Here is a 20,022-nt window from a genome sequence, read left to right on the forward strand (position 1 = left end):
GAATTATTATCAAGAGCTAAGCTAATACAATTTGTTCCACTATTTTCTTCGATGAATTGGACACCTGTTTTAAATCCAAGCTGCTCAATAACGTTTTTAATCGTATTATCGCCTTCAATATACATGACGACACCTTGATTATCAGTCAATACAATAAGAAGAGGGGTACCTTTTACCATACCTAAGAATTCAGGAATGAAAAATTCTACAACATCCAAAACTTCTTTATTGTCTCTTTGGATTAGTTTTAACTGTGATGAATCTATCAAAATAGGATTAGGTACAATATTTGGATTTAATCCTAGGCTTCTGCACCTTTGATTGGAATCTTCTATAAATTTAAGAACGGCTTCTGGTGAATATTCTTTTCCTACCATTCGTATCACCCCAATGAAATAATATTTGTATATTTTTAGGTAATATATTATTAATATTACTTTAAATAACAATTTTTTCGGATTATAGTAACGATTTTATATTATTATTATAGTTGAAAAGAGGCTATATTACATGTGTATTATGAGAAAAAATCGAATTATGGTGAAATTTGTCGTTATTTCGTTTAACGAAAGATAGAATAATTTCTATTGCATTCTTATAGAAGAAATTATTCTAAGCTAATGTAAATGTATTTTGTTGACGGCAAGGGGAGATTTAGGGTTAGATAAGTAAAGTGTTTATAAAGAGAGTTGGATTTTGAATGTTACCAGAGCAGAAAAAGAAAATTATAGTTTTAATGATTAATATGTTTATTGCGATTGGGAGTTTTGGGATTATTATTCCGATTCTGCCAGCGTATTTGGTTTCGATTGGTGAAGGCGGAATGGCTGCAGGGCTGATGATTGCGATTTTCGCAGGAGCTCAATTTGTGATGTCACCAATTGCAGGGAAGTGGGCAGATCAAGTAGGGCGACGTAAAATGATTATCGCGGGTTTAAGCGGTTTGACGATTTCAATGTTTGTCTTTTATCTTTCTGATTCCATTTGGGTATTATATTTATCTCGCGTAATAGGTGGGATAGGTGCAGCATTATTAATACCAGCGATTTTTGCATACGTTGCAGATATTACGACAATGGATCAACGTGCGAAAGGTAATAGCTATATTTCCGCGGCTATGTCCCTTGGAATTGTAATTGGCCCCGGAATAGGTGGATTTCTAGCGGATTATGACCTAAAACTACCTTTACTTGTATCGGCAATGGTGTCGTTAGTATCGGTTGTTTTCTCCGTTATTGTATTGAAAGAAAGTAGGGAAGTAACGCCTGAAACAGTGGGTCCACTTAAACAAGAACCGATGCTTAAAAAGCTAGCACAATCTGTACATAAGCCTTACTTTATTCCATTGATTATCACGCTTGTTATGAGTTTTGGATTGATGGCCTATGAATCTGTTCTTGGGTTGTTTGTTGACAATCAGTTCCAAGCAACACCGAAACAAATTGCAGTGATGATTACGTCAACAGGTATCGTCAGTGTTGTCATGCAATTGTTAGTCGTCGAGCGCCTCGTTCGTCGTTTTGGAGAAGGTATCATTTTGAATGTCTTTATTGCCGTGACAGCGGTGTGTTTCTTCCTATCATTATTTGCTTCAACCTATGTGCTGTTCTTTATGATCACATTAGTAGTATTTCTTTCGACTTCTATTTTACGACCAGTTTTAAATACACTCATTTCGAAACTTGCTGGTAATGAACAAGGGTTTGCGATGGGCATGAACAATGCCTATATGAGTATAGGTAATGTCATAGGCCCGCTACTAGCCGGTATTTTATACGATGTGAACATCTTATATCCCTTCGTATTAGGATTTGTAGTACTAGGAATCACGATAATGGTAAGTGTTAAGTGGCAGAAGAAGAAAAAAGGCATGCTTTTTTCTGATTCATAGCCTGAGCGAGGGTGTCACTAACAGAAGAGGCTTTTGGCGGAGCCAAAAGCAGTATAAGGCTCTTTCAATACCATATAAAGAAGAAAAAAGGGCGGCCGAAATTGTATCTTCGGCCGCCTTTCTTCTATATAAGTAGCTAGTCGATTCTGTTATTTCCAAGAGTCTTTGTAGTTTAAAAGTTCTTCAAGTGAAACGAAAGTTGGGATTGAGCTACCTTTATATGTGTCGATGATGAATTTTTCTACATCTTCTGAGTGATAAATTTCTACGAGTTGTTGTAATTCAGGACGATCAGCGTCACCAGTTTGTGCAGCAATGATGTTAATGTATGGTTTCGCTGTTGCGCTCTCGTGGAATAGTGCTTCATCCAAAGCTAACTCTGCTTCTACTGCAAAGTTATTGTTGATGATTGATGCGTCGACATCGTCAAGGAAACGTGGTGTGTTACCTGCTGCGACAGCTTCGATTTTTAAGTTTTTCGGATTTTCTTTAATTTTGTCTTCAGCACCGATACCTTCAAAGTCGTCTGTTAACGTGATTAATCCAGCTTCTTGAAGAAGAAGTAGGGCACGGCCGAAATTTGTTCCTTCGTTTGGTAACGCAATTGTTGCGCCATCTGGCAGATCTTCAAGTGCTTTGTGTTTTTTAGAGTAAAGACCCATTGGTGCGATAACAGTTGAGGCAATTGCTTCAAGATCTAAGTTTTGATCAGCTTTAAATTCGTCAAAGTATGAAATGGTTTGGAAAGCATTCGCGTCGATTTCACCTTCTGCTAAAGCGATATTTGGTTGTACATAGTCGTTGAATTTAACGAGTTCAACTTCTAGTCCTTGATCTTTTGCAATTTCTGCGATGTAATCCCATGTACGTGTGTCTCCGCCGCTGACGCCGACTTTTACTGTTTTTGATCCTTCTGCGTTGCCTTCTTCTTCATTGCCACAAGCTGCTAATAAACTTAATGTTAATACGATTAATGCCAATACAAATTTCTTCATTTTTCCTACCTCCAGTTATCTTCTTCTTATTTGTTTTGAAACCATGTTTCCAGTTGATTGTAATAATTGAACGATAATGACGAGTGCTGCCACGGTGACGACCATGGTCATGGTGTCGAATCGTTGATATCCATAAGTAATGGCCAAGTCGCCAACGCCTCCTGCACCAACTGCTCCAGCCATAGCGGATGCTCCGACTAAGCCAATTGTTGCGGTGGTGAAGGTGAGAATAAGGGAACTCAAACCTTCTGGAATTAAGAATTTAAAGATGATTTGCGGAACAGTTGCACCCATAGACTGAGCAGCTTCAATGATTCCTTTGTCGACTTCAAGTAAAGAGTTCTCAACTAGCCTCGCAATATATGGTGCTGCGTAAAAGACTAGAGGGACGATTGCTGCGGTGGTACCTATAGCAGAACCGACAATTAATCTCGTCAATGGAATAATGGCGACAAGTAGAATAATGAATGGTACCGAACGCAAAATATTGATCACCGGATTTAAAATGTTGAAAATCCATTTGTTGTCCAAGATATGGCCTTTTCGAGTAATGACAAGCAAAATCCCGAGAGGTAAACCGATAAGTGCTGAAAATAAAAGGGAAATGGCAACCATGTAAAGTGTGTCGCCGAAGCCAGTAAGTAGTTGTTCTGCAGTAATCTCCATGCCCCAAAATGTATTATTCATGTAAATTCACCTCCTGAACGATAAACCCTTCGTCTTTTATGTAAGTTAAGGCTTTGTGAATCTCCTGTGGTTCACCAGTTACTTCGATAATCAAGTTTCCAAAAGGCGTTTCTTGAATTTCAGAAATATTGGCAGATAGTACGCTTAAGTGGACATCGTATTTTTTCGCGATGGTTGACAGCAAAGGCTGACTCGATGTATTGCCAACAAAATTAATTTTCCAAATGATTGGATGCGTATTAGAGACCGCAGCATTTTTCAGCACGCTTTGTGGAATCTCATCATGAATGACGGTGCGTACGAAATTTTTAGCAATTTCAGTTTTAGGTGCAGCAAAGACTTCAAAAACGGAACCTTGTTCGACGACGAGTCCTCCTTCCATCACAGCGACTTTGTTGCAGATTTCACGGATAACGGACATTTCATGTGTAATGAGTAGAATGGTGATATTGTATTGCTGATTGATTTTTTTAAGCAGCTGCAAAACCGCACTGGTTGTTTGTGGATCTAAGGCTGATGTAGCTTCATCACATAATAGAATGGATGGATTAGTTGCAAGTGCTCTGGCAATGCCAATTCGCTGTTTCTGGCCTCCAGACAATTGTTCTGGATAGTTTTTTTCTTTGTCAGATAGGCCGACAAATTCAAGTAGTTCTTCAACGCGGGCTTTAATGATTGATTTTGGTGTTCCTGATAATACGAGCGGAATGGCTACGTTATCGAACACGGTTTTGGAGTTGAGCAAGTTAAAATGTTGAAAGATCATGCCAATTTTTTTCTTTTCTGTTCGCAGTTGTTTTGGTTTCAACTCGGTTAATGGTTGACCGTCAACAAGAACTTGCCCCGTTGATGGTCGCTCTAGTAGATTGACGAGGCGAATGAGTGTACTTTTACCGGCACCGCTGTATCCAACAACGCCAAAAATGTCTCCTTTTTCAACAGTTAAGTCGATTCCTTTTAAAGCTTCTACCTTCTGTTTTTTTGTCTGAAATGATTTAGTTACTTGTTGAAATTCGATCACGTGATGTCACCCTTTCGTTGGCATACTTCTTATCAGAGAAGGGAGCTGGACAATAAAAAATGCCCCCTCTGTCGATAGACAGAAGAGGCATACGTATGCAAAAGAAATGTGGAAAGACATCCACAGAAAATTAGCTCGAACACTCTTCTTATCTATCGAACAAATAATTGTCCGCTGGAATTAGCACAGTATTTTTACTCAAAGTAAAAACCCGCTGCTGAGGTATCATAGGGCCAGGCCCTCCACGTCTCTTGATAAGAATTAACGCATATTTAATTATGTGTTCACTATATATCCAATATTTTCACCTGTCAACTATGTTTATAATAGTCGGAATAAATAGAAAATACAGGATCTATTTTATGTGAGTTAGAGAATTGTATGTTTACGTATAGGCAAATATGTTAAATTTCTTTTGTAGAATTCATCTTAGTGAGTGTATCCCTGAATAACCGAGAAGAAGAATTATTTTTAAAAATGAACTTGAAGTTTACGTTAACGTTAATGATAAAATACAGAAAATAGCTGACTGGGAGTGTTGAGTTTGAAAAGTATTGCCGATGTGGCGTCAGAGTTTGGCGTGACCACACGAACGATTCGCTACTACGAAGAGCTGGGTTTGTTACAACCTAAAAGGACAGAGAGTAATATTCGCGTTTTTGGAGCAGCGGATTGTACGAAATTGAAGTTAGTTTTACGCGGAAAACAGTATGGATTTAACTTAGATGAAATAAAAGAAATGGTGTTGTTGTTTGATCAAGATCGCACGGGATTAAGACAGTTGGAGCGGACGATTGAGTATGGCAATAATCGTGTAGCAGAGCTTGATATGAAAATTCTTGAATTACAAGAAATGAAGTCAGAAATGGAAATCTTGCTTCAGCAGTTTTCCGAAAAATTAACCTGTCTACAGAAAGACTAAAATGACTTGGATCGCATGATATTGATATACTAAAATAACTTTTAGAGAGTGAGGAACGTACATGACTTTACGTAATTTTTATGCTAATGACGAGACAGTGCAAACAATTTTAAAAAATGGACTAGATAGTGAGATGTTTTCTTATGCTCATAAAGCGTTACAAACGTTTGGAGAACAAGTGGCAAATGAAATTGATGAGCGTGCAAGGCATACAGACCGTGAAGGTGAACCAAAATTAGTGAAATTTAATCGCTATGGTGAGGACGTTTCTGCTGTATGGGTCAATGAAGGATATAAAAAAACGGTGAAAGAAACATATGAGACGGGTATTGTTGGTTATGTTCACAAAGAGATTCCTGAAATCGGCCGCAAAGGAAACTATATGTACAGTTTTGCCCAAGGCTATGTATTGTCTCAAGCGGAGGCGGGATTCTATTGTCCAGTGACCTTAACAATGGCAACGGCATTTTTACTTGAACATTATGCAAATGAAGAATTGAAAGCGCGATTCTTGCCACATGTCTGTGCAACCGGTGATGTTGAATTGTTTGAAGGGGCTACCTTTTTGACAGAGCGTCAGGGAGGGTCGGATGTTGGCGCCAATGTGGTTCGAGCGATAGCTGATGGTAATCAATATAAATTATTCGGTGAGAAATATTTTGCTTCGAATGCGGGAATGGCCGGTGTAGCAATGGTACTTGCCAGAATAGAAGGTGCCCAGGAAGGTTCAAAAGGATTGACTCTTTTTGCCGTGCCTTGGAGACATGAAGATGGGACATTAAACGGAATTTCAATTCGTAGATTAAAAGATAAGTTAGGTGTTCGAGCTGTACCTAGCGGAGAAGTCGAGTTTGACGGAGCACTTGCCTACGTAGTTGGAGACAAAGCGAATGGCTTGAAATATATGATGGAAGCCTTAAATTTATCACGCATTTGTAATGCCGTTGCTTCTCTCGGTATTATGAGACGCGCGTTAAATGAAGCAACTGATTATGCACAACGTCGAGATGCGTTTGGTCAAAAACTTGTACAATTTCCAATGGTGCAAGACACCTTAGGGAAATTAACTGCGAAAATGGAAGTTGAAATGGCAACGGTTTTTGATTTAATCCAGTTATATGACCGAGTAGTTGCCAAAGAAGCAAGTGATGAAGAAATCATTTTAAATCGGTTATATATTGCTATTTTGAAAAAAGAATCAGCTGAACAAGCGATTCATTTTGCTCACGAAGCGATTGAAATGCACGGTGGCAACGGCTATATCGAAGATTTCGTGACACCTCGTTTGTTGCGTGATGCACAGGTGCTAACGGTTTGGGAAGGCACTGCAAATATCTTAGGCTTAGAATTTGTAAGACTGGTACGGAAATTTAATGCTCATACGTTATTTGTAAAAACAATGAAAGATCGTCTTCAAAATATACCTAAAACGTCGTTAAAATCGATAGTTGATCAAGTTTTAATTGAACTAGAAAGCGATTTATTAGTATTCACTACGTTAAATGAAGACATGCAAACGTTTGAAGCAAAAGCTTTAGCAAAACGAATGGCTCTAGTTTATGAAAGTGTTGTGGCACTTGAAATGGCGGAAACGATGGGCGAGCACATGACTCTATTAGCTGAAATTTATTTAGAAACGACTTGGGGAACAAGAAAAGTCGGCGAACCCATGAAAACTTGCCAGTTCTTTAAATGAGTTAAATAGTAAAATTCCTAAGTTAGATTAATAAAGCTTTCAAATACTTAATGATAGACTTTTTAAGTAATAGAATAACTTTTGTTTAAAAATAACTGAAATTCGTAAATTATTGTTTGAATATTTCGTTATTATACTTTAAACTACTATCAAGATGATAATGTAAGGAGATTACAGGATGTCAGCTTCGTTTTCACAAATGAAAATAAATAGTGATGAATTTAATTGGAAAAATGAACAAGGTTTATTAACGTACAATAATTTACCTGCCATAATTATCTGGGACCAAGCATTAGAAATTTTAATGATGTCAATCGAAGAAATTGCAGGGGAAGAGAAAACTACCAAGATCCTTAAAACATTTGGAAAACGCTTAGGATATATGGTTAGTCAATCATATTCAGGACGCACTGATTTAGATAATGTCTTAATCGAATTTGGCGATTTATACCGTAATGCAGGTTGGGGAAGCGTGAAAATTACTACATTTTCTAAAGCCGAAAAAAGAATTATTCTTGAAATACACCATAGCTGGGAAGAAGTTGTATTTAAGGCTAAGAAACATGAAAGCATTTTCTTTCCAACTTTTTGGGTCAGTTTATTACAATATCTTTTAAACGAAGAAATGGACTATTCAATATCGAAAAAAAGTGTTAATGGAAATGAATTTGATGAAATTCAAATGTTTAATAAAGCTTAATATTTTGGTTATATAATAGTTTAACAAACTAAATTCAATTTTTTTTTTTTGACAAAAGCATAATGAGTCTCAAGATTTTATTCTTCAAAATATAATTTATTTAATTTTTATGTTATAACTTTGTCGTTTCTGGAAAAACCTACAATGACCAGAATATTAACGAGAGAGGTGGATGTGAAATGAAGAATCAAAAAGATGAGAATCAATCAATGACCAAGAAAGAAAGCGAAAAAATTCAAACACAAGAAAAGCTAAGCAAGGAACAAAAAGAGAAACTTCAAGTGCATGACGGCCAAAATAATCACGATGTAGATGAGCGTGGCGGATTTTAAGTTTAATACAGAGAAAAACCGTGATCCCATTGGGAACACGGTTTTTTGTTAAATTAACTTGGTGGATTTCTTTCAGCATTTTCTTGTTTTGCAGGAGAGTCATTGTTATCGGCAGGTAAAGATTCTTTTGATTTTGGTGCCGATTTTTGCTGAGATTTAGGGAAAGCATGCTTAGCTTCTGACTTCTTATCCTTGCTTTGAACTTCTTCGTTATAATATTGAACGCTTGTCATTGCACCTTCTTCAACCATTCGATTGTCGTCTGGATCAGTCGGATCTGAGAAGCCAGCTTTAGTCATTTGAGATTGATTAACATTTCGGGAATTCATGAAAGAAGAAATTTTTGTCATTGTATTGTGCAGCATCATTTTTGCCTTGTCTCTATTCTCTGGCTTCTGTAAATATAGATAAGCCATTGAAGCAACGCTGCTAATTAATACTGAAAGCATATTACCATTTTTTCTTTTATTTCCTTTTAACATCATCATTCCTCCATATACTGAAAATTGTTATTCATTAGTAATACCCTCTTCTTTTATTATTAACACATATCAAAATTAAAACTATCAATTGAATCTCAGTAATGGAGATGAGGATACGGTACAAATGGAGATGAAATGTACCGAAAAAATTTGTTCTTAACAGTTTAACTTTAACATTTTCCTTTAATATTCTTTACTTCGATTTCTTGATTATGGTTATAATTAGTTTGAAATATACTGAAAATATGGCTGTGACTCCTTGTATATGTATACCAAATAACCCTGCAAACGATGCCATATCATATCCATGTCTATGTTTAAACTAACTGTTTTTTGCTTCAATTTTATAACGAGATATTGCTTCCCTTTAAACTCCTAGCAATTTTGAAGGCTTCTTGATCTGGGTACCAACATTTAGTAAATTTCCATAAATGGGTTGAGCGATAGAGAATTGATTTGAAATCGTTCAATACACCCTAAATTAAGTACTTTTATTAGACAAAAGCTATGACCTAAATATCTGTTCATTTTAAATTTAGTAGGTGATTGTAGTGAAAGGCGGCGAGAAAAACATGTGCTCCTGCGGTTACTCGTCGCAAAGATATTGGACGAATGACAGTTCTTCCAATATCTTTCCAGCGGGAAAAGCGTGTCCAGGTGAGACCCCGCAGAAAGCGCAGCTGACGAGGAGGCTCACGGACCGCCCGCGGAAAGCGTCCGCCTGTTTCTGCATCGCTACGCTAGCTTCGAAACATGAAAGGGCGTTGTAACGAAAATCTACTAAACCGTTTTAACAAAGCCATTAAAAAAGAAGAGCCACCCTATCTCAATAAATCGAGAGAGGGTGGCTTTTCTAGAATAAGTGTACTATTTCAGGGGCCCTCACTTAATGTGGAGGTTTTTTTATATGGAGAATTCTTTTTATTATTTTCATAACGAATCAAAGATAATTTGAAGAACAAAAAAAATTAGGATTAGGTAATAAGAATAACTAATAAAAATTTTAATTAGTGATTGACTATTTATATTATTTTGATTATTCTTACATAAAGATAAATTGTATACAGTCGACGAAATTAAAAATGAGGTGTTTATCATCGTACAAGTTGTAAAAAAGAGAGCTACTTTAAAAACACAAGTTTATGACTATTTAAAGGAATCTATCATAATGGGTGGTCTAAAACCTGGTGAAAGACTAATAGAAGAAAAGATTTCCGAAGAGCTACAAGTCAGTAGAAGTCCGATTCGTGAAGCTATTCGGATGCTAGAAAAAGATGGACTTTTACTTGTAAATTCATCAGGTGGAGTAACGGTCGTGGAACCATCAATTCAAGACTTCCAGCATTTATATGAATGTCGTGTAGAAATGGAACCATTAGCTGCATTTTATGCTGCCGAACGCCGAACGCAAGAACAGATAGAGTTGATTCGCACTTATTTACTGCAAATGGGAAAAATTTCAGAAACGAATGATCTTAAAAAAGTACATGATGCCAATGTGAATTTCCATGAAACCATCATTTCAGCAAGTGGCAATCCGTTTCTAGTCTCCATGATTTCTCAGCTTCGTGGTGTTAATAGTTTTTATAGAAAATCTATTCTTGAAGAAAATCCGCTTCATATGGAACATGCTTTACATGATCATCAACAAATTTTTCAAGCCATTGTCCATCAAGAGCCAGAAAAAGCGAGACAATTGATGAAGGACCATATTGAAAGCGATTACATTCAGTTTATTAAATTTAGTTCTAAATCGAAGGGGGATTGAGAATGTCTAAAAGAAAACCATTAGATGGTATAAAAATACTAGAATTAGGCAACTTAGTTGCCGCACCATTTGCTGGGAAAATATTATCTGAATTTGGGGCAGAAGTGATAAAAGTTGAAGAACCTACGAAAGGTGATCCCCTGCGAAATTGGCGTGTGATGCACAATAACACATCGGTATGGTGGTATGTGCAATCAAGAAATAAAAAATCGATTACCGTAAATATGCGAGATCCTGAAGGACAACAAATCATAAAAGAACTCGCAGAAAAAGTAGATGTAGTTCTTGAAAATTTTAAACCGGGAACTTTAGAAAAATGGGGACTAGGTTTAGAGGATTTACAGAAAGTAAACCCATCTATTATCATGACTCGAGTTTCTGGCTATGGTCAAACTGGTCCATATAGAGAGAAACCAGGTTTTGGAAGTGTTGCTGAAGCAATTGGTGGCCTCCGCTACCTAACTGGGTACCCTGATTTACCACCTGTCAGAGTAGGGATTGCGCTAGGAGATTTAGTTGCTGGATTATACGCTGTCATTGGTACACTCATGGCACTTCGCGCGAGAGACGAAGACGCACAAAAAAGGGGACAACTTGTTGATGTTGCCCTTTACGAATCGGTCTTTAGTTTATTAGAAGGAATTCTGCCAGAGTACGATTTAACAGGCGTTGTAAGAGAACGAACTGGCAGTACACTACCTGGTATAGCACCATCAAATACGTATGAATGTTCTGATGGGAAACATCTAGTCATAGGAGGCAATGGGGATAAAATTTTCCAGCGCTTGATGACCGCAATTGACCGAGAAGATTTAGCTAACGATCCGATTTATTCTAGCAACCAAGGCCGTGCAGATAATGTGGATTTTATCGATGCCACTATTGAAGAATGGACGAAAAGACATCCATTAAAAGAGGCACAACGAATCTTGGATGAGGTATCCGTTCCTGTTGGTCCAATTTACGGAATTAAAGAAATTGTTGAAGATGAGCAGTATAAAGCGAGAGATATGCTTCAAGAAATTGAATTGCCAGATGGTAAAAAAGTGCTTGTGCCAGGTGTTGTACCAAAGCTGTCTGAAACACCCGGAGAAATTAAATGGAGCGGGCCAAGCCTGGGGGAACACAACGAAGAGATTTACACAGAGTTTATGAATTTCTCCTTTGAAAAGTTTAAAAAACTGAAGGAACAAGGAGTTGTATAGATGGCAGATGTGAAAATTATTGACGTAAGTCCAAGAGATGGATTGCAAAATGATCCGAATATTATATCGACAAAAGACAAAGAACAGTTAGTTAAACTTCTCTTAGATGCAGGTCTAACTTCAGTAGAAGTTACCTCATTTGTTCACCCAGATAAGGTTCCACAAATGGCTGATGCATCCGAAGTCTTGAAAGCGGTTGCGAAGTTTAAAGACTTGAAGGCAATTGCACTTGTACCTAATTTAAAAGGATATGAACGTGCAATAGAACATCAACTTACTGAAATTAACTGGGTCAGTTCAGCAACTGAGACGTTTAATCAAAAAAATATTGGATTAACAATCGATGAGAATTTTAAACAGTTTGAAACACTTCAAGCTAGAGCTGAAAAAGATGGTTTTAAAACATGCTTTTCAATCGCCGTTAGCTTCGGCTGTCCATATGAAGGGGAAGTATCAGAGGAGCAAGTTTTAGAATTAGTGAAGCGAGTGAAAGGGGCAGGAGCTGATCGAATCGGGATAGCAGATACGATTGGTATTGCAACACCTGACCAAGTTGAACGATTAATGAGAAAGGTTTTAGAAATAACTGGCGATACGCCGGTTGCCATTCATTTACATGATACAAGAGGTCTTGGATCAGCAAATGCATACGCTGCGTATCAAGCTGGTATTCGGATTTTTGAAACGGCTGTATCTGGTATCGGAGGTTGTCCATTCGCCCCTGGTGCAGCAGGTAACTTAGCAACTGAAGATTTAGTGTATTTATTTCACCGCATGAACATTGACACAGGTTTAGATTTTGATAAATTACTTGAAGCAGCAGACTATGCCGCAAGTCTTTCATCAAAAAATCCATTAGGTCGCATTAGACATGTTGAAAGAAAACAACCAAGGGGGAAATTAGCATGAAAAATTGGATAAAATTGATCACATTCTTAATCGTATCAACATTCTTATTGGCGGCATGTAATACATCTGAACCCGAAACTAAAGCAGTTAATGCAAGTGACGATAGTTATGAAGAAGCGACTATTCGTTTAGCGTATAACCTACCGCAAGATCACCATATTGCAAAAGGGATTGAACAATTTGCAAAAGATGTGACAGAAAAATCTGCTGGCGCAATAAAAGTTCAAGTTTATCCAGCAGGTCAATTATTAACGGATAAAGACATGAATCAATCGATTTTAACAGGTGGGGTAGAGATGGGCGTCAACTCATCAACTTTGTGGGCAAGTACAGTTCCTGCGATGGGCATTTTCGATGTTCCCTACATTTTCACTACTTATGAAGAAGCTGGTGAAGCCATAAATGGAGAATTTGGTAATAAGTTACGTTCTGCTATGGAAGAAAAAGGTGCAAAAGTTTTAATGTTCGCTGATTACGGATATGCACAATTTGCCAACAACAAACGACCACTTGAGTCTCCTTCTGATTTTAAAGGATTAAAGATTCGTAGTATTGGCGATATTCCATCTGAAATGATTAAAGCATATGGTGCTTCGCCAGTATTCATGGGTGGAGGAGAAGTTTACATGGCTCTTCAACGTAATACAGTTGATGGTGCTACATCTGGAACAACTGCAATGGTACAACGTAAATATGATGAAGTAGCAAAATACTTGACGATAAATAACTATGCGTACTTGGAATTTATTCTAGCTGTGAATCAAGACTACTGGAATGGGTTACCGGAGAAATCACAAGAATTGTTAACTGAAACTGCTAAAGAAACAGAAGACTGGATTCGTCAACAAGCGAAATCTGAAGATGAAACAACTGCTAAACAATTAGAAGAAAAAGGTATGGAAGTTTACGTAGTACCTGAAGAAGATTTACCAGAGTGGAAAGAAGCAGCGAAACCAGCATGGGATGCATTTACAAAAAATTCAGGTGATTTAGGCAAGGAACTTCTAGAAATAGTTGATAAGCAGTAAGGGGGAAGTTCATGATGAAGTCACTTTATAGTTTTTCTGATTTCCTTATTAGAATGGGTGCTTATATTTCAGGGTTCTTTATTATCGTAACAACATTCATGATATTTTTTGAAGTAATTTCGCGCTGGCTATTTAACAAACCAACAATATGGGCAACAGAACTGTCTATATATGCCATCATCGGAAGTTGTTTTTTTGGCAGTGCTTACGCGGTTCGTACCTATTCACACATAACAGTTGATTTACTAATTAATAATGTCAATGATCGAGTAAAAACCCTACTTGCCTATTTGTCGAATGCGCTAGGTTTAGTATTTAGTTTAATTTTCACCTTTTATGGATTCCATCATGTGTTGAATACCTTTGAATTAGGTGTAACTTCCGCATCATTATTGCGTGTCCCAATGTACCTACCGGAATTAATGCTTCCGGTAGGGGGTGTGCTACTATGTCTTGCATTTACTTTGCAAATCATAGATGGCGGAATACATAGGGGAGGAGAACATATATGAATATTTTCTTTGCCGGTGGTTTGGGCACCCTATTACTGCTAGGTTTGCCAGTAGCATTTACACTCGCTTTCTTAGCTGTAGCGGGCATGTATATCTTTAATGGCGGATCACTAGCCTTTATGCAAGTTCCAATAATTTCGTATAAGTCTCTCGATGACTTTTCATTAACTGCTTTACCTATGTATGTATTGATGAGCCAAATATTATTGGTTAGTGGAGTAGGCAAAGATCTATACGAAATGGCAAGCAGATGGTTTAGACATTTACCAGGTGGCTTAGCAATTGCAACCCTATTTTGTTGTGCTATCTTTGCAGCTATTTCAGGTTCAAGTGTGGCAACAGCAATAACTGTAGGATCCATAGCATTACCTGAGATGGTACGTCGTGGATATAACAAAAGACATGTTTTAGGTTTACTTGCAGCAGGTGGTACGTTAGGAATTTTAATACCACCAAGTGTTCCAATGATTATTTATGGGTCAGTGACAGGTGAGTCGATTGGTAAATTATTTATTGCAGGTATTGTACCTGGCCTAATCTTGACCATTTCTTTTATGGTATTTGCTTCTTACCAAACCCGCCATATTAAAGATACACCCGCTACATGGAAGGAACGGTTAGATTCAACCAAAACGGCAATTTGGGGACTTATGTTACCAGTTATCGTAATAGGTGGAATTTACACTGGTATTTTCACACCAACTGAAGCTGCAGCAATAGGAGTTGTGTTCAGTTTTGCAATTTCAGCTTTTGTCTATCGTAATTTGAACTGGGAAAACTTCAAAAAAATTATTATCTCAACAGTTAAAACGAATTCCATGATATTGTTCATTATTGTGGGAGCAATGCTATTAGGATACATAATGACAATATTACAAATTCCACAAACCATTACTGCTTACGCAACCGAACAAGACATTTCCCCATGGATAATATTTATCATGATTAATGTTGTTCTATTAATCTTAGGTATGTTCCTAGAAACAATTTCAATTTTAGTTATTACTTTACCTATCTTGTATCCAATTATTATCGCTTTAGGTTTTGATCCAATTTGGTTTGCGATAATAATGGTAATAAACATGGAGCTAGCTTTAATCTCTCCACCAGTAGGTTTAAATTTATTCGTATTAAAAGGAATTGATCGAACGAATACAATCGATGAAATTGTGAAAGGTGTCATACCATACGCTATTATTATGGTTTTGTTAATTGTCCTATTATCGATATTCCCAGAAATTTCTACATTCATGATTGAAGATGTAGATTAATAGAAGAGGCATTTGGTGTATCCAAGTGCCTTTTCATTCATATTCCTTCACTATCAAAACGTAATCAAGCATATATGTTGTACATGATGTAAGGATTTAGGTGATTTATGTCGAAATCCTCTTACAATAATTCTGAATAGAAAGCGTTTTCAGTTTATTGTGTATAATTAAGCAGTGTATATTTAATCATATAAATAGGGGGAATTAATAGATGAAGAGTAGATTAATTAAAGGTTTAGCTACAGTATTATTAGCAAGTGGCGTAATGGCTGCATGTGGTTCAGATGAAGGAGATAACACTTCGAAGGGAGAAGGTTCTGAAGGGTTGGATTCTAAAATAGTAACGATTGCAACAGGTGGAGCATCGGGACCATATAATATTATTGGTACTGCTTTAGCGGAGCGATACTCAAGCGAGTTCGGCGTGAATTCAAAAACACAAACAACTGGAGCTTCAGTTGAAAATATTAATTTAATGAAACAAGAAAAGATTGAAATGGCTTTCGTTATGAGTGACGTACTAAGTGAAGCAGTTGAAGGTGTTGGAAACTTTGACGGGAAAGTGGAAAATGTTTCTCAAATTGCAGCATTGTATCCAAACTACGTACAAATTGTGACGACTGAAAAATCTGGAATTGAGTCATTCGCGGATTTAAAAGGTAAACGTATTGCAGTAGGAGCACAAAACTCTGGAGTTGAAGTCAATGCACGTAATTTACTTGAAGGACATGGCATTACATATGATGATATTCAAGTAGATTACTTAGGGTATGCAGAAGCGGCAGATGCTTTAAAATCAGGGAAATTAGATGCTGCATTTTTAACAAGTGGTATTCCAAATGCTTCTCTTATGGAGCTTGAGCAAGGTTTAGATATGGTACTCGTACCTGTAGAGCCTGAAAAAATTAAGGAAATTGCACAAAATCAAGCGTACTTTGTAGCTCTTGATATTCCTGCTGGAACATACGGAAACGAAGAAGCCGTTCCAACAGCAGCTATCATGAATGCATTAGTCGTACGTTCTGATATGAGTGATGACGATGTGTATCAATTAACTAAATCGTTCTTTGAAGGACTTGAAGATTTAACAAATGCTCATCAAGCGGCTGCAGATATTTCTCTAGAAGCAGCGCAAGAAGGTATGGTAGCTCCAGTACATCCAGGTGCGCAAAGGTACTTTGACGAACAGTAAAAGTAAACGGAGGAGTACTTTTTTATTAGTACTCCTTTTGTTATTAATTGTAGGTTTCTTTCCATTAAAGTTTATTATATTAACTCTACCTAGTGAAACTCTTGTCTTTTATGAAAAGAGTTTCGAAGTGGAGTGGGTACATTCGGTTGAAAAAGAAACATGGATTGAAACATATGTAGTAAAAGGCAATAAACTTTTATTGACTACGACAACATTTAAAACATACGGAGCGGGTGTCCCAAGTGATGGTGTAGTTGATGAGCGTGGTGATGGTTTTGTTCACATGACCATTAACCGCGAAATGGACGACATTTTACTCGTGGTTTCGAATTTAGTGAAAATGACTGTTTGGTTTGGCAATAAAGAAATTCCTTTATATGAACTTGTGAATGATTACGAAGAAGTCCAGATTGAGAGCAAATGGCTCCCATGGTGGAACATACTAAAAGAAGAGAATAAGAGGTGAGTGACATGGATATCGAACCAAAAGCAGTAATAGCAGCTGATCCTGCTGTAGATGGACAAAAAATTCTAGAGAAATTCGACCGTGAATCTGTCGTACGTCAAATCACAAATAAACGAATTACATGGTTTATTACAGCTATGGCGATTGCGTATTCACTCTTCCATTTATACATAACTTATAATCCTTTACCTGAGCTTCAAGCACGTTCCATACACGTGGCTATTGGGATTGGGCTCGTATTTTTAATTTATCCTGCTCACAAAAGTCAAGATCGAACGAAAGTCCCTTGGTATGATTGGATATTATTTGCTGGATCCATTCTTTCAACTGCCTATTTATTGAAAGAATATACAGCAATTATGACCACTAGAGGTGGTATTCCAAATACTACTGATATTGTCATGTCGATTATTACGGTTATATTAGTGCTCGAAGCCGCTAGACGGATTACCGGGCTTATTCTGCCTATTTTAGCGCTAGTGTTCTTAAGTTACACATTCGTCAGTCATTTAAGTTGGATGCCTTCACGATTAATGACTCGCCAATACGATCTAGCAGATATTTTTGGGCAAATGTATTTGAAAACAGAAGGATTATTTTCAAGTGCTATTGGTGCATCTGTAACATTTATTTTCCTGTTCATTTTGTTTGGAGCATTCTTGTCCAAATCAGGAATGGGTCAATTGTTTAATGATTTATCATTGGCGTTAGCGGGTGCACAAAAAGGTGGGCCGGCTAAAGTTGCCGTAATTTCTAGTGGATTTATGGGGAGTATTAACGGGGCAGCAGTTGCCAATGTAGTAGGAACTGGTGCTTTTACGATTCCATTAATGAAGAAAATTGGTTACTCAAAAAACTTTGCAGGTGCCGTTGAAGCTAGTGCGTCAATTGGAGGGCAAATACTGCCGCCAATCATGGGTGCAAGTGCCTTCATTATGGCTGAAACTACTGGAGTCAGCTACGCTACAATCGCATTAGCTGCATTATTACCAGCATTACTTTATTTCTTAGGTGTAATTGCACAAGTGCATTATCGTGCGGGCCGTGATAATTTACAAGGTGTGCCAAAAGCCGATTTACCTAAAGTAAAAGAAGTCTTAAAAGAACGTGGGCACCTATTATTACCGATTTTTGGGCTAGTATACTTCTTGTATATATCAATGCCAATCGGCTATGCCGCTTTTTATACGATTCTATTAACGATTGTTATTAGTATGATTAGAAAAGAAACCCGTATGTCACCGCGTGATGTTTTAGATGCATTAGCGGACGGTGCAAGACAATCGCTTTCAGTTATGACTGCATGTGCTGTTGTAGGGATTATTATCGGGGTTGTTACATTAACAAGTTTCGGAACAGTGATGACGTCATCTATCACAAGTTTAGGCGCTGGTTCACTGTTCTTAACATTATTTTTCACCATGATTGCTTCAATGATTCTAGGGATGGGTTTACCTTCAATTCCTGCATACATCATTACAGCAACGATGGCAGCACCAGCTTTAGCTGCTTTTGATATTCCAATATTAGTGGCTCATATGTTTGTGTTCTACTTTGGTATTTTTGCAAATATTACACCACCAGTCGCATTAGCGGCATTCGCAGGTGCTGGAATATCCGGTGGAGATCCAATGAAAACTGGCTTCCAAGCGTTAAAACTGTCAATAGCGGGTTTTATTATTCCGTATTTGTTCGTTTATAATCCAGCGATGTTGATGATTGATACTACTGGTGTTGCAACAAATGCTAAAGAATTTCCGTTACCTGAAATTAGTGCGATCGTATTGATTGTAATCACCTCAATTATCGGAATTTTAGCTTTAAGTGCGGCAGTAGAGGGATATTTCCACATGAGAATGAACATTATTTCACGATTGATACTTGGTTCTGGTGCGCTATTACTTATTGTGCCAGAAACATATACGGACATAATTGGTCTTTTCATTGTTGCTGTTATGATTGCTTTGAATGTCATGAACTCCAGAAAGCAACAAAGCATATCTGTGTAATCTAAAGGAAAAGCTGAACAGCCGGTTGGTTGTTCAGCTTTTTTATTTAAACGATCGAAAAAAGCATCCCAACGTACAGGATGCTTTCCATGGCTTTAGAGTTAATTTCTTCTCAGCATATTGTAAAAGAGAGAGAGAAATTCAGAGTTAGAAGATGGCATGATGATAGTTCTAGTTAGTAGAGATCTTCTTCCGCAAACATGTGATTTTCTTATTGGAAGCATTCGATTCTCCTTGTCGAAATATGTTGTGATTGCTCACAAAGATTTATTATAGGTAGTATTTTCCTGCATAGCAACAAATAATTGGCATAAATGAAAAGTTTATATCATCTGAATAGTGGATAAGGTGGAAATATTTAGTTAATTATAATTATATAAAATGGCTTGTTTAAAAATTAAGTGAGTATTATTATATAAATTGTTTTTATTTTGAGATAATTCAGCGATTAAGATACAATTATCCAATTACATATGAGGTGATAATCGTGAAAACTTTATTAGTAACAGGTTTCGAACCCTTTTTATCATTCACCGTAAATCCAACGATGAAAATTGTGGCGGAACTAAACGAACAACAAATAGAGGACTTTCAAATTGTAGGAAAGACGATGTCAGTGGATTTTAAGTCTTCAGGCAATCAGCTAATCTCGTTAATTAAAGAAATTAAGCCTGATGCAGTCATTTCACTCGGACTAGCGGGAGGACGGTCTAAAATCACACCTGAACGTATTGCCATAAACGTCAAAGATGGAGAAGTTGATAATGAAGGGCATGCTCCGAGAGACGAAGTTATTCAGCCGGAAGGTCCTGCAGCATATCTTTCCACACTCCCAATCAGATCAATGGTAGAAACATTGAACGAATTAGGTTATCCTGCTGCCATTTCAAATACTGCAGGAACGTATTTATGCAATAACGTCATGTATGAAGGGCT

19 protein-coding genes, 1 pseudogene and 1 riboswitch are annotated in these 20,022 nt (G+C 37.2%); of the genes and pseudogenes, 15 read left to right on the top strand and 5 right to left on the bottom strand.

All coding sequences use genetic code 11. The features are described 5' to 3' along the window. A pseudogene (locus WBG45_RS10910) lies at positions 1-377 on the bottom strand (GGDEF domain-containing protein); the annotation flags it as partial. A gap of 323 nt (positions 378-700) precedes the next feature. Between WBG45_RS10910 and WBG45_RS10915 the strand changes: the two are divergent. Then, on the top strand, positions 701-1,891 hold the full coding sequence (locus tag WBG45_RS10915; RefSeq protein ID WP_424414499.1) for an MFS transporter: 1,191 nt from the start codon (positions 701-703) through the stop codon (positions 1,889-1,891). Positions 1,892-2,040: 149 nt separating this feature from the next. Here the strand turns inward: WBG45_RS10915 and WBG45_RS10920 are convergent, their stop codons facing one another. Genes WBG45_RS10920 through WBG45_RS10930 form a run of 3 tightly spaced genes read right to left on the bottom strand, consistent with a single transcriptional unit; the run spans position 2,041 to position 4,594 of the window. Then, a complete protein-coding gene (locus WBG45_RS10920; RefSeq protein ID WP_424414500.1) occupies positions 2,041-2,886 on the bottom strand; it encodes a MetQ/NlpA family ABC transporter substrate-binding protein in 846 nt (281 codons plus the stop codon). Between the two features lie 15 nt (positions 2,887-2,901). Continuing rightward, complete coding sequence (locus WBG45_RS10925; protein ID WP_424414532.1) at positions 2,902-3,552, bottom strand: methionine ABC transporter permease; 651 nt, start codon at positions 3,550-3,552, stop codon at positions 2,902-2,904. A 13-nt stretch (positions 3,553-3,565) separates the two neighbouring features. Beyond that, a complete protein-coding gene (locus WBG45_RS10930) occupies positions 3,566-4,594 on the bottom strand; it encodes a methionine ABC transporter ATP-binding protein (protein WP_424414502.1) in 1,029 nt (342 codons plus the stop codon). 145 nt (positions 4,595-4,739) lie between these two features. After that, positions 4,740-4,855: riboswitch (SAM riboswitch) on the bottom strand. Between the two features lie 283 nt (positions 4,856-5,138). Here WBG45_RS10930 and WBG45_RS10935 point away from each other — a divergent pair. From WBG45_RS10935 to WBG45_RS10950, 4 genes are all read left to right on the top strand, one after another. Continuing rightward, positions 5,139-5,516, top strand: a complete 378-nt coding sequence (locus tag WBG45_RS10935; RefSeq protein WP_424414504.1) for a MerR family transcriptional regulator — start codon at positions 5,139-5,141, stop codon at positions 5,514-5,516. Between the two features lie 61 nt (positions 5,517-5,577). Continuing rightward, positions 5,578-7,212: an acyl-CoA dehydrogenase family protein gene (locus tag WBG45_RS10940; protein ID WP_424414506.1), complete on the top strand. Its 1,635-nt coding sequence runs from the start codon at positions 5,578-5,580 to the stop codon at positions 7,210-7,212. A 199-nt stretch (positions 7,213-7,411) separates the two neighbouring features. Beyond that, on the top strand, positions 7,412-7,912 hold the full coding sequence (locus WBG45_RS10945; protein WP_424414508.1) for a hypothetical protein: 501 nt from the start codon (positions 7,412-7,414) through the stop codon (positions 7,910-7,912). A gap of 179 nt (positions 7,913-8,091) precedes the next feature. Continuing rightward, the gene (locus WBG45_RS10950) at positions 8,092-8,244 is read left to right on the top strand and encodes a hypothetical protein (RefSeq protein WP_424414510.1); all 153 of its coding nucleotides are present in this window, start codon (positions 8,092-8,094) and stop codon (positions 8,242-8,244) included. Positions 8,245-8,297: 53 nt separating this feature from the next. Here WBG45_RS10950 and WBG45_RS10955 read toward each other — a convergent pair whose 3' ends face one another. After that, positions 8,298-8,726 (bottom strand): hypothetical protein, encoded by a 429-nt coding sequence (locus tag WBG45_RS10955; RefSeq protein ID WP_424414512.1) that lies wholly within the window; start codon positions 8,724-8,726, stop codon positions 8,298-8,300. A gap of 1,087 nt (positions 8,727-9,813) precedes the next feature. Between WBG45_RS10955 and WBG45_RS10960 the strand changes: the two genes are divergently transcribed. The 10 genes from WBG45_RS10960 to WBG45_RS11005 all read left to right on the top strand — a co-directional run. After that, positions 9,814-10,494, top strand: a complete 681-nt coding sequence (locus WBG45_RS10960; RefSeq protein WP_424414514.1) for a GntR family transcriptional regulator — start codon at positions 9,814-9,816, stop codon at positions 10,492-10,494. 2 nt (positions 10,495-10,496) lie between these two features. Continuing rightward, positions 10,497-11,699, top strand: coding sequence for a CaiB/BaiF CoA transferase family protein (locus WBG45_RS10965; RefSeq protein ID WP_424414516.1), 1,203 nt, complete (start codon positions 10,497-10,499; stop codon positions 11,697-11,699). Next, a complete protein-coding gene (locus WBG45_RS10970) occupies positions 11,700-12,608 on the top strand; it encodes a hydroxymethylglutaryl-CoA lyase (RefSeq protein ID WP_424414518.1) in 909 nt (302 codons plus the stop codon). After that, complete coding sequence (locus tag WBG45_RS10975; protein ID WP_424414520.1) at positions 12,605-13,636, top strand: DctP family TRAP transporter solute-binding subunit; 1,032 nt, start codon at positions 12,605-12,607, stop codon at positions 13,634-13,636. The genes WBG45_RS10970 and WBG45_RS10975 overlap by 4 nt, the downstream gene beginning before the upstream one ends. An 11-nt stretch (positions 13,637-13,647) precedes the next feature. Beyond that, entirely contained in the window at positions 13,648-14,148 is a 501-nt protein-coding gene (locus WBG45_RS10980) for a TRAP transporter small permease (protein WP_424414521.1), read from the top strand. Further along, positions 14,145-15,419 (top strand): TRAP transporter large permease, encoded by a 1,275-nt coding sequence (locus WBG45_RS10985; protein WP_424414523.1) that lies wholly within the window; start codon positions 14,145-14,147, stop codon positions 15,417-15,419. The genes WBG45_RS10980 and WBG45_RS10985 overlap by 4 nt, the downstream gene beginning before the upstream one ends. A gap of 211 nt (positions 15,420-15,630) precedes the next feature. Further along, the gene (locus WBG45_RS10990; protein ID WP_424414525.1) at positions 15,631-16,611 is read left to right on the top strand and encodes a TAXI family TRAP transporter solute-binding subunit; all 981 of its coding nucleotides are present in this window, start codon (positions 15,631-15,633) and stop codon (positions 16,609-16,611) included. A 37-nt stretch (positions 16,612-16,648) separates the two neighbouring features. Then, the gene (locus WBG45_RS10995; RefSeq protein ID WP_424414527.1) at positions 16,649-17,077 is read left to right on the top strand and encodes a DUF1850 domain-containing protein; all 429 of its coding nucleotides are present in this window, start codon (positions 16,649-16,651) and stop codon (positions 17,075-17,077) included. Between the two features lie 5 nt (positions 17,078-17,082). Further along, positions 17,083-19,086 carry a TRAP transporter permease gene (locus tag WBG45_RS11000; RefSeq protein WP_424414529.1) on the top strand — a complete coding sequence of 668 codons (2,004 nt, stop codon included), beginning with the start codon at positions 17,083-17,085 and terminating at the stop codon, positions 19,084-19,086. 487 nt (positions 19,087-19,573) lie between these two features. Next, positions 19,574-20,022 (top strand): pyroglutamyl-peptidase I (locus WBG45_RS11005; protein ID WP_424414531.1); only part of this gene is annotated, 449 nt, incomplete at its 3' end.

It is taken from the genome of Paenisporosarcina sp., assembly GCF_049671445.1.
Lineage (GTDB): Bacteria > Bacillota > Bacilli > Bacillales_A > Planococcaceae > Paenisporosarcina.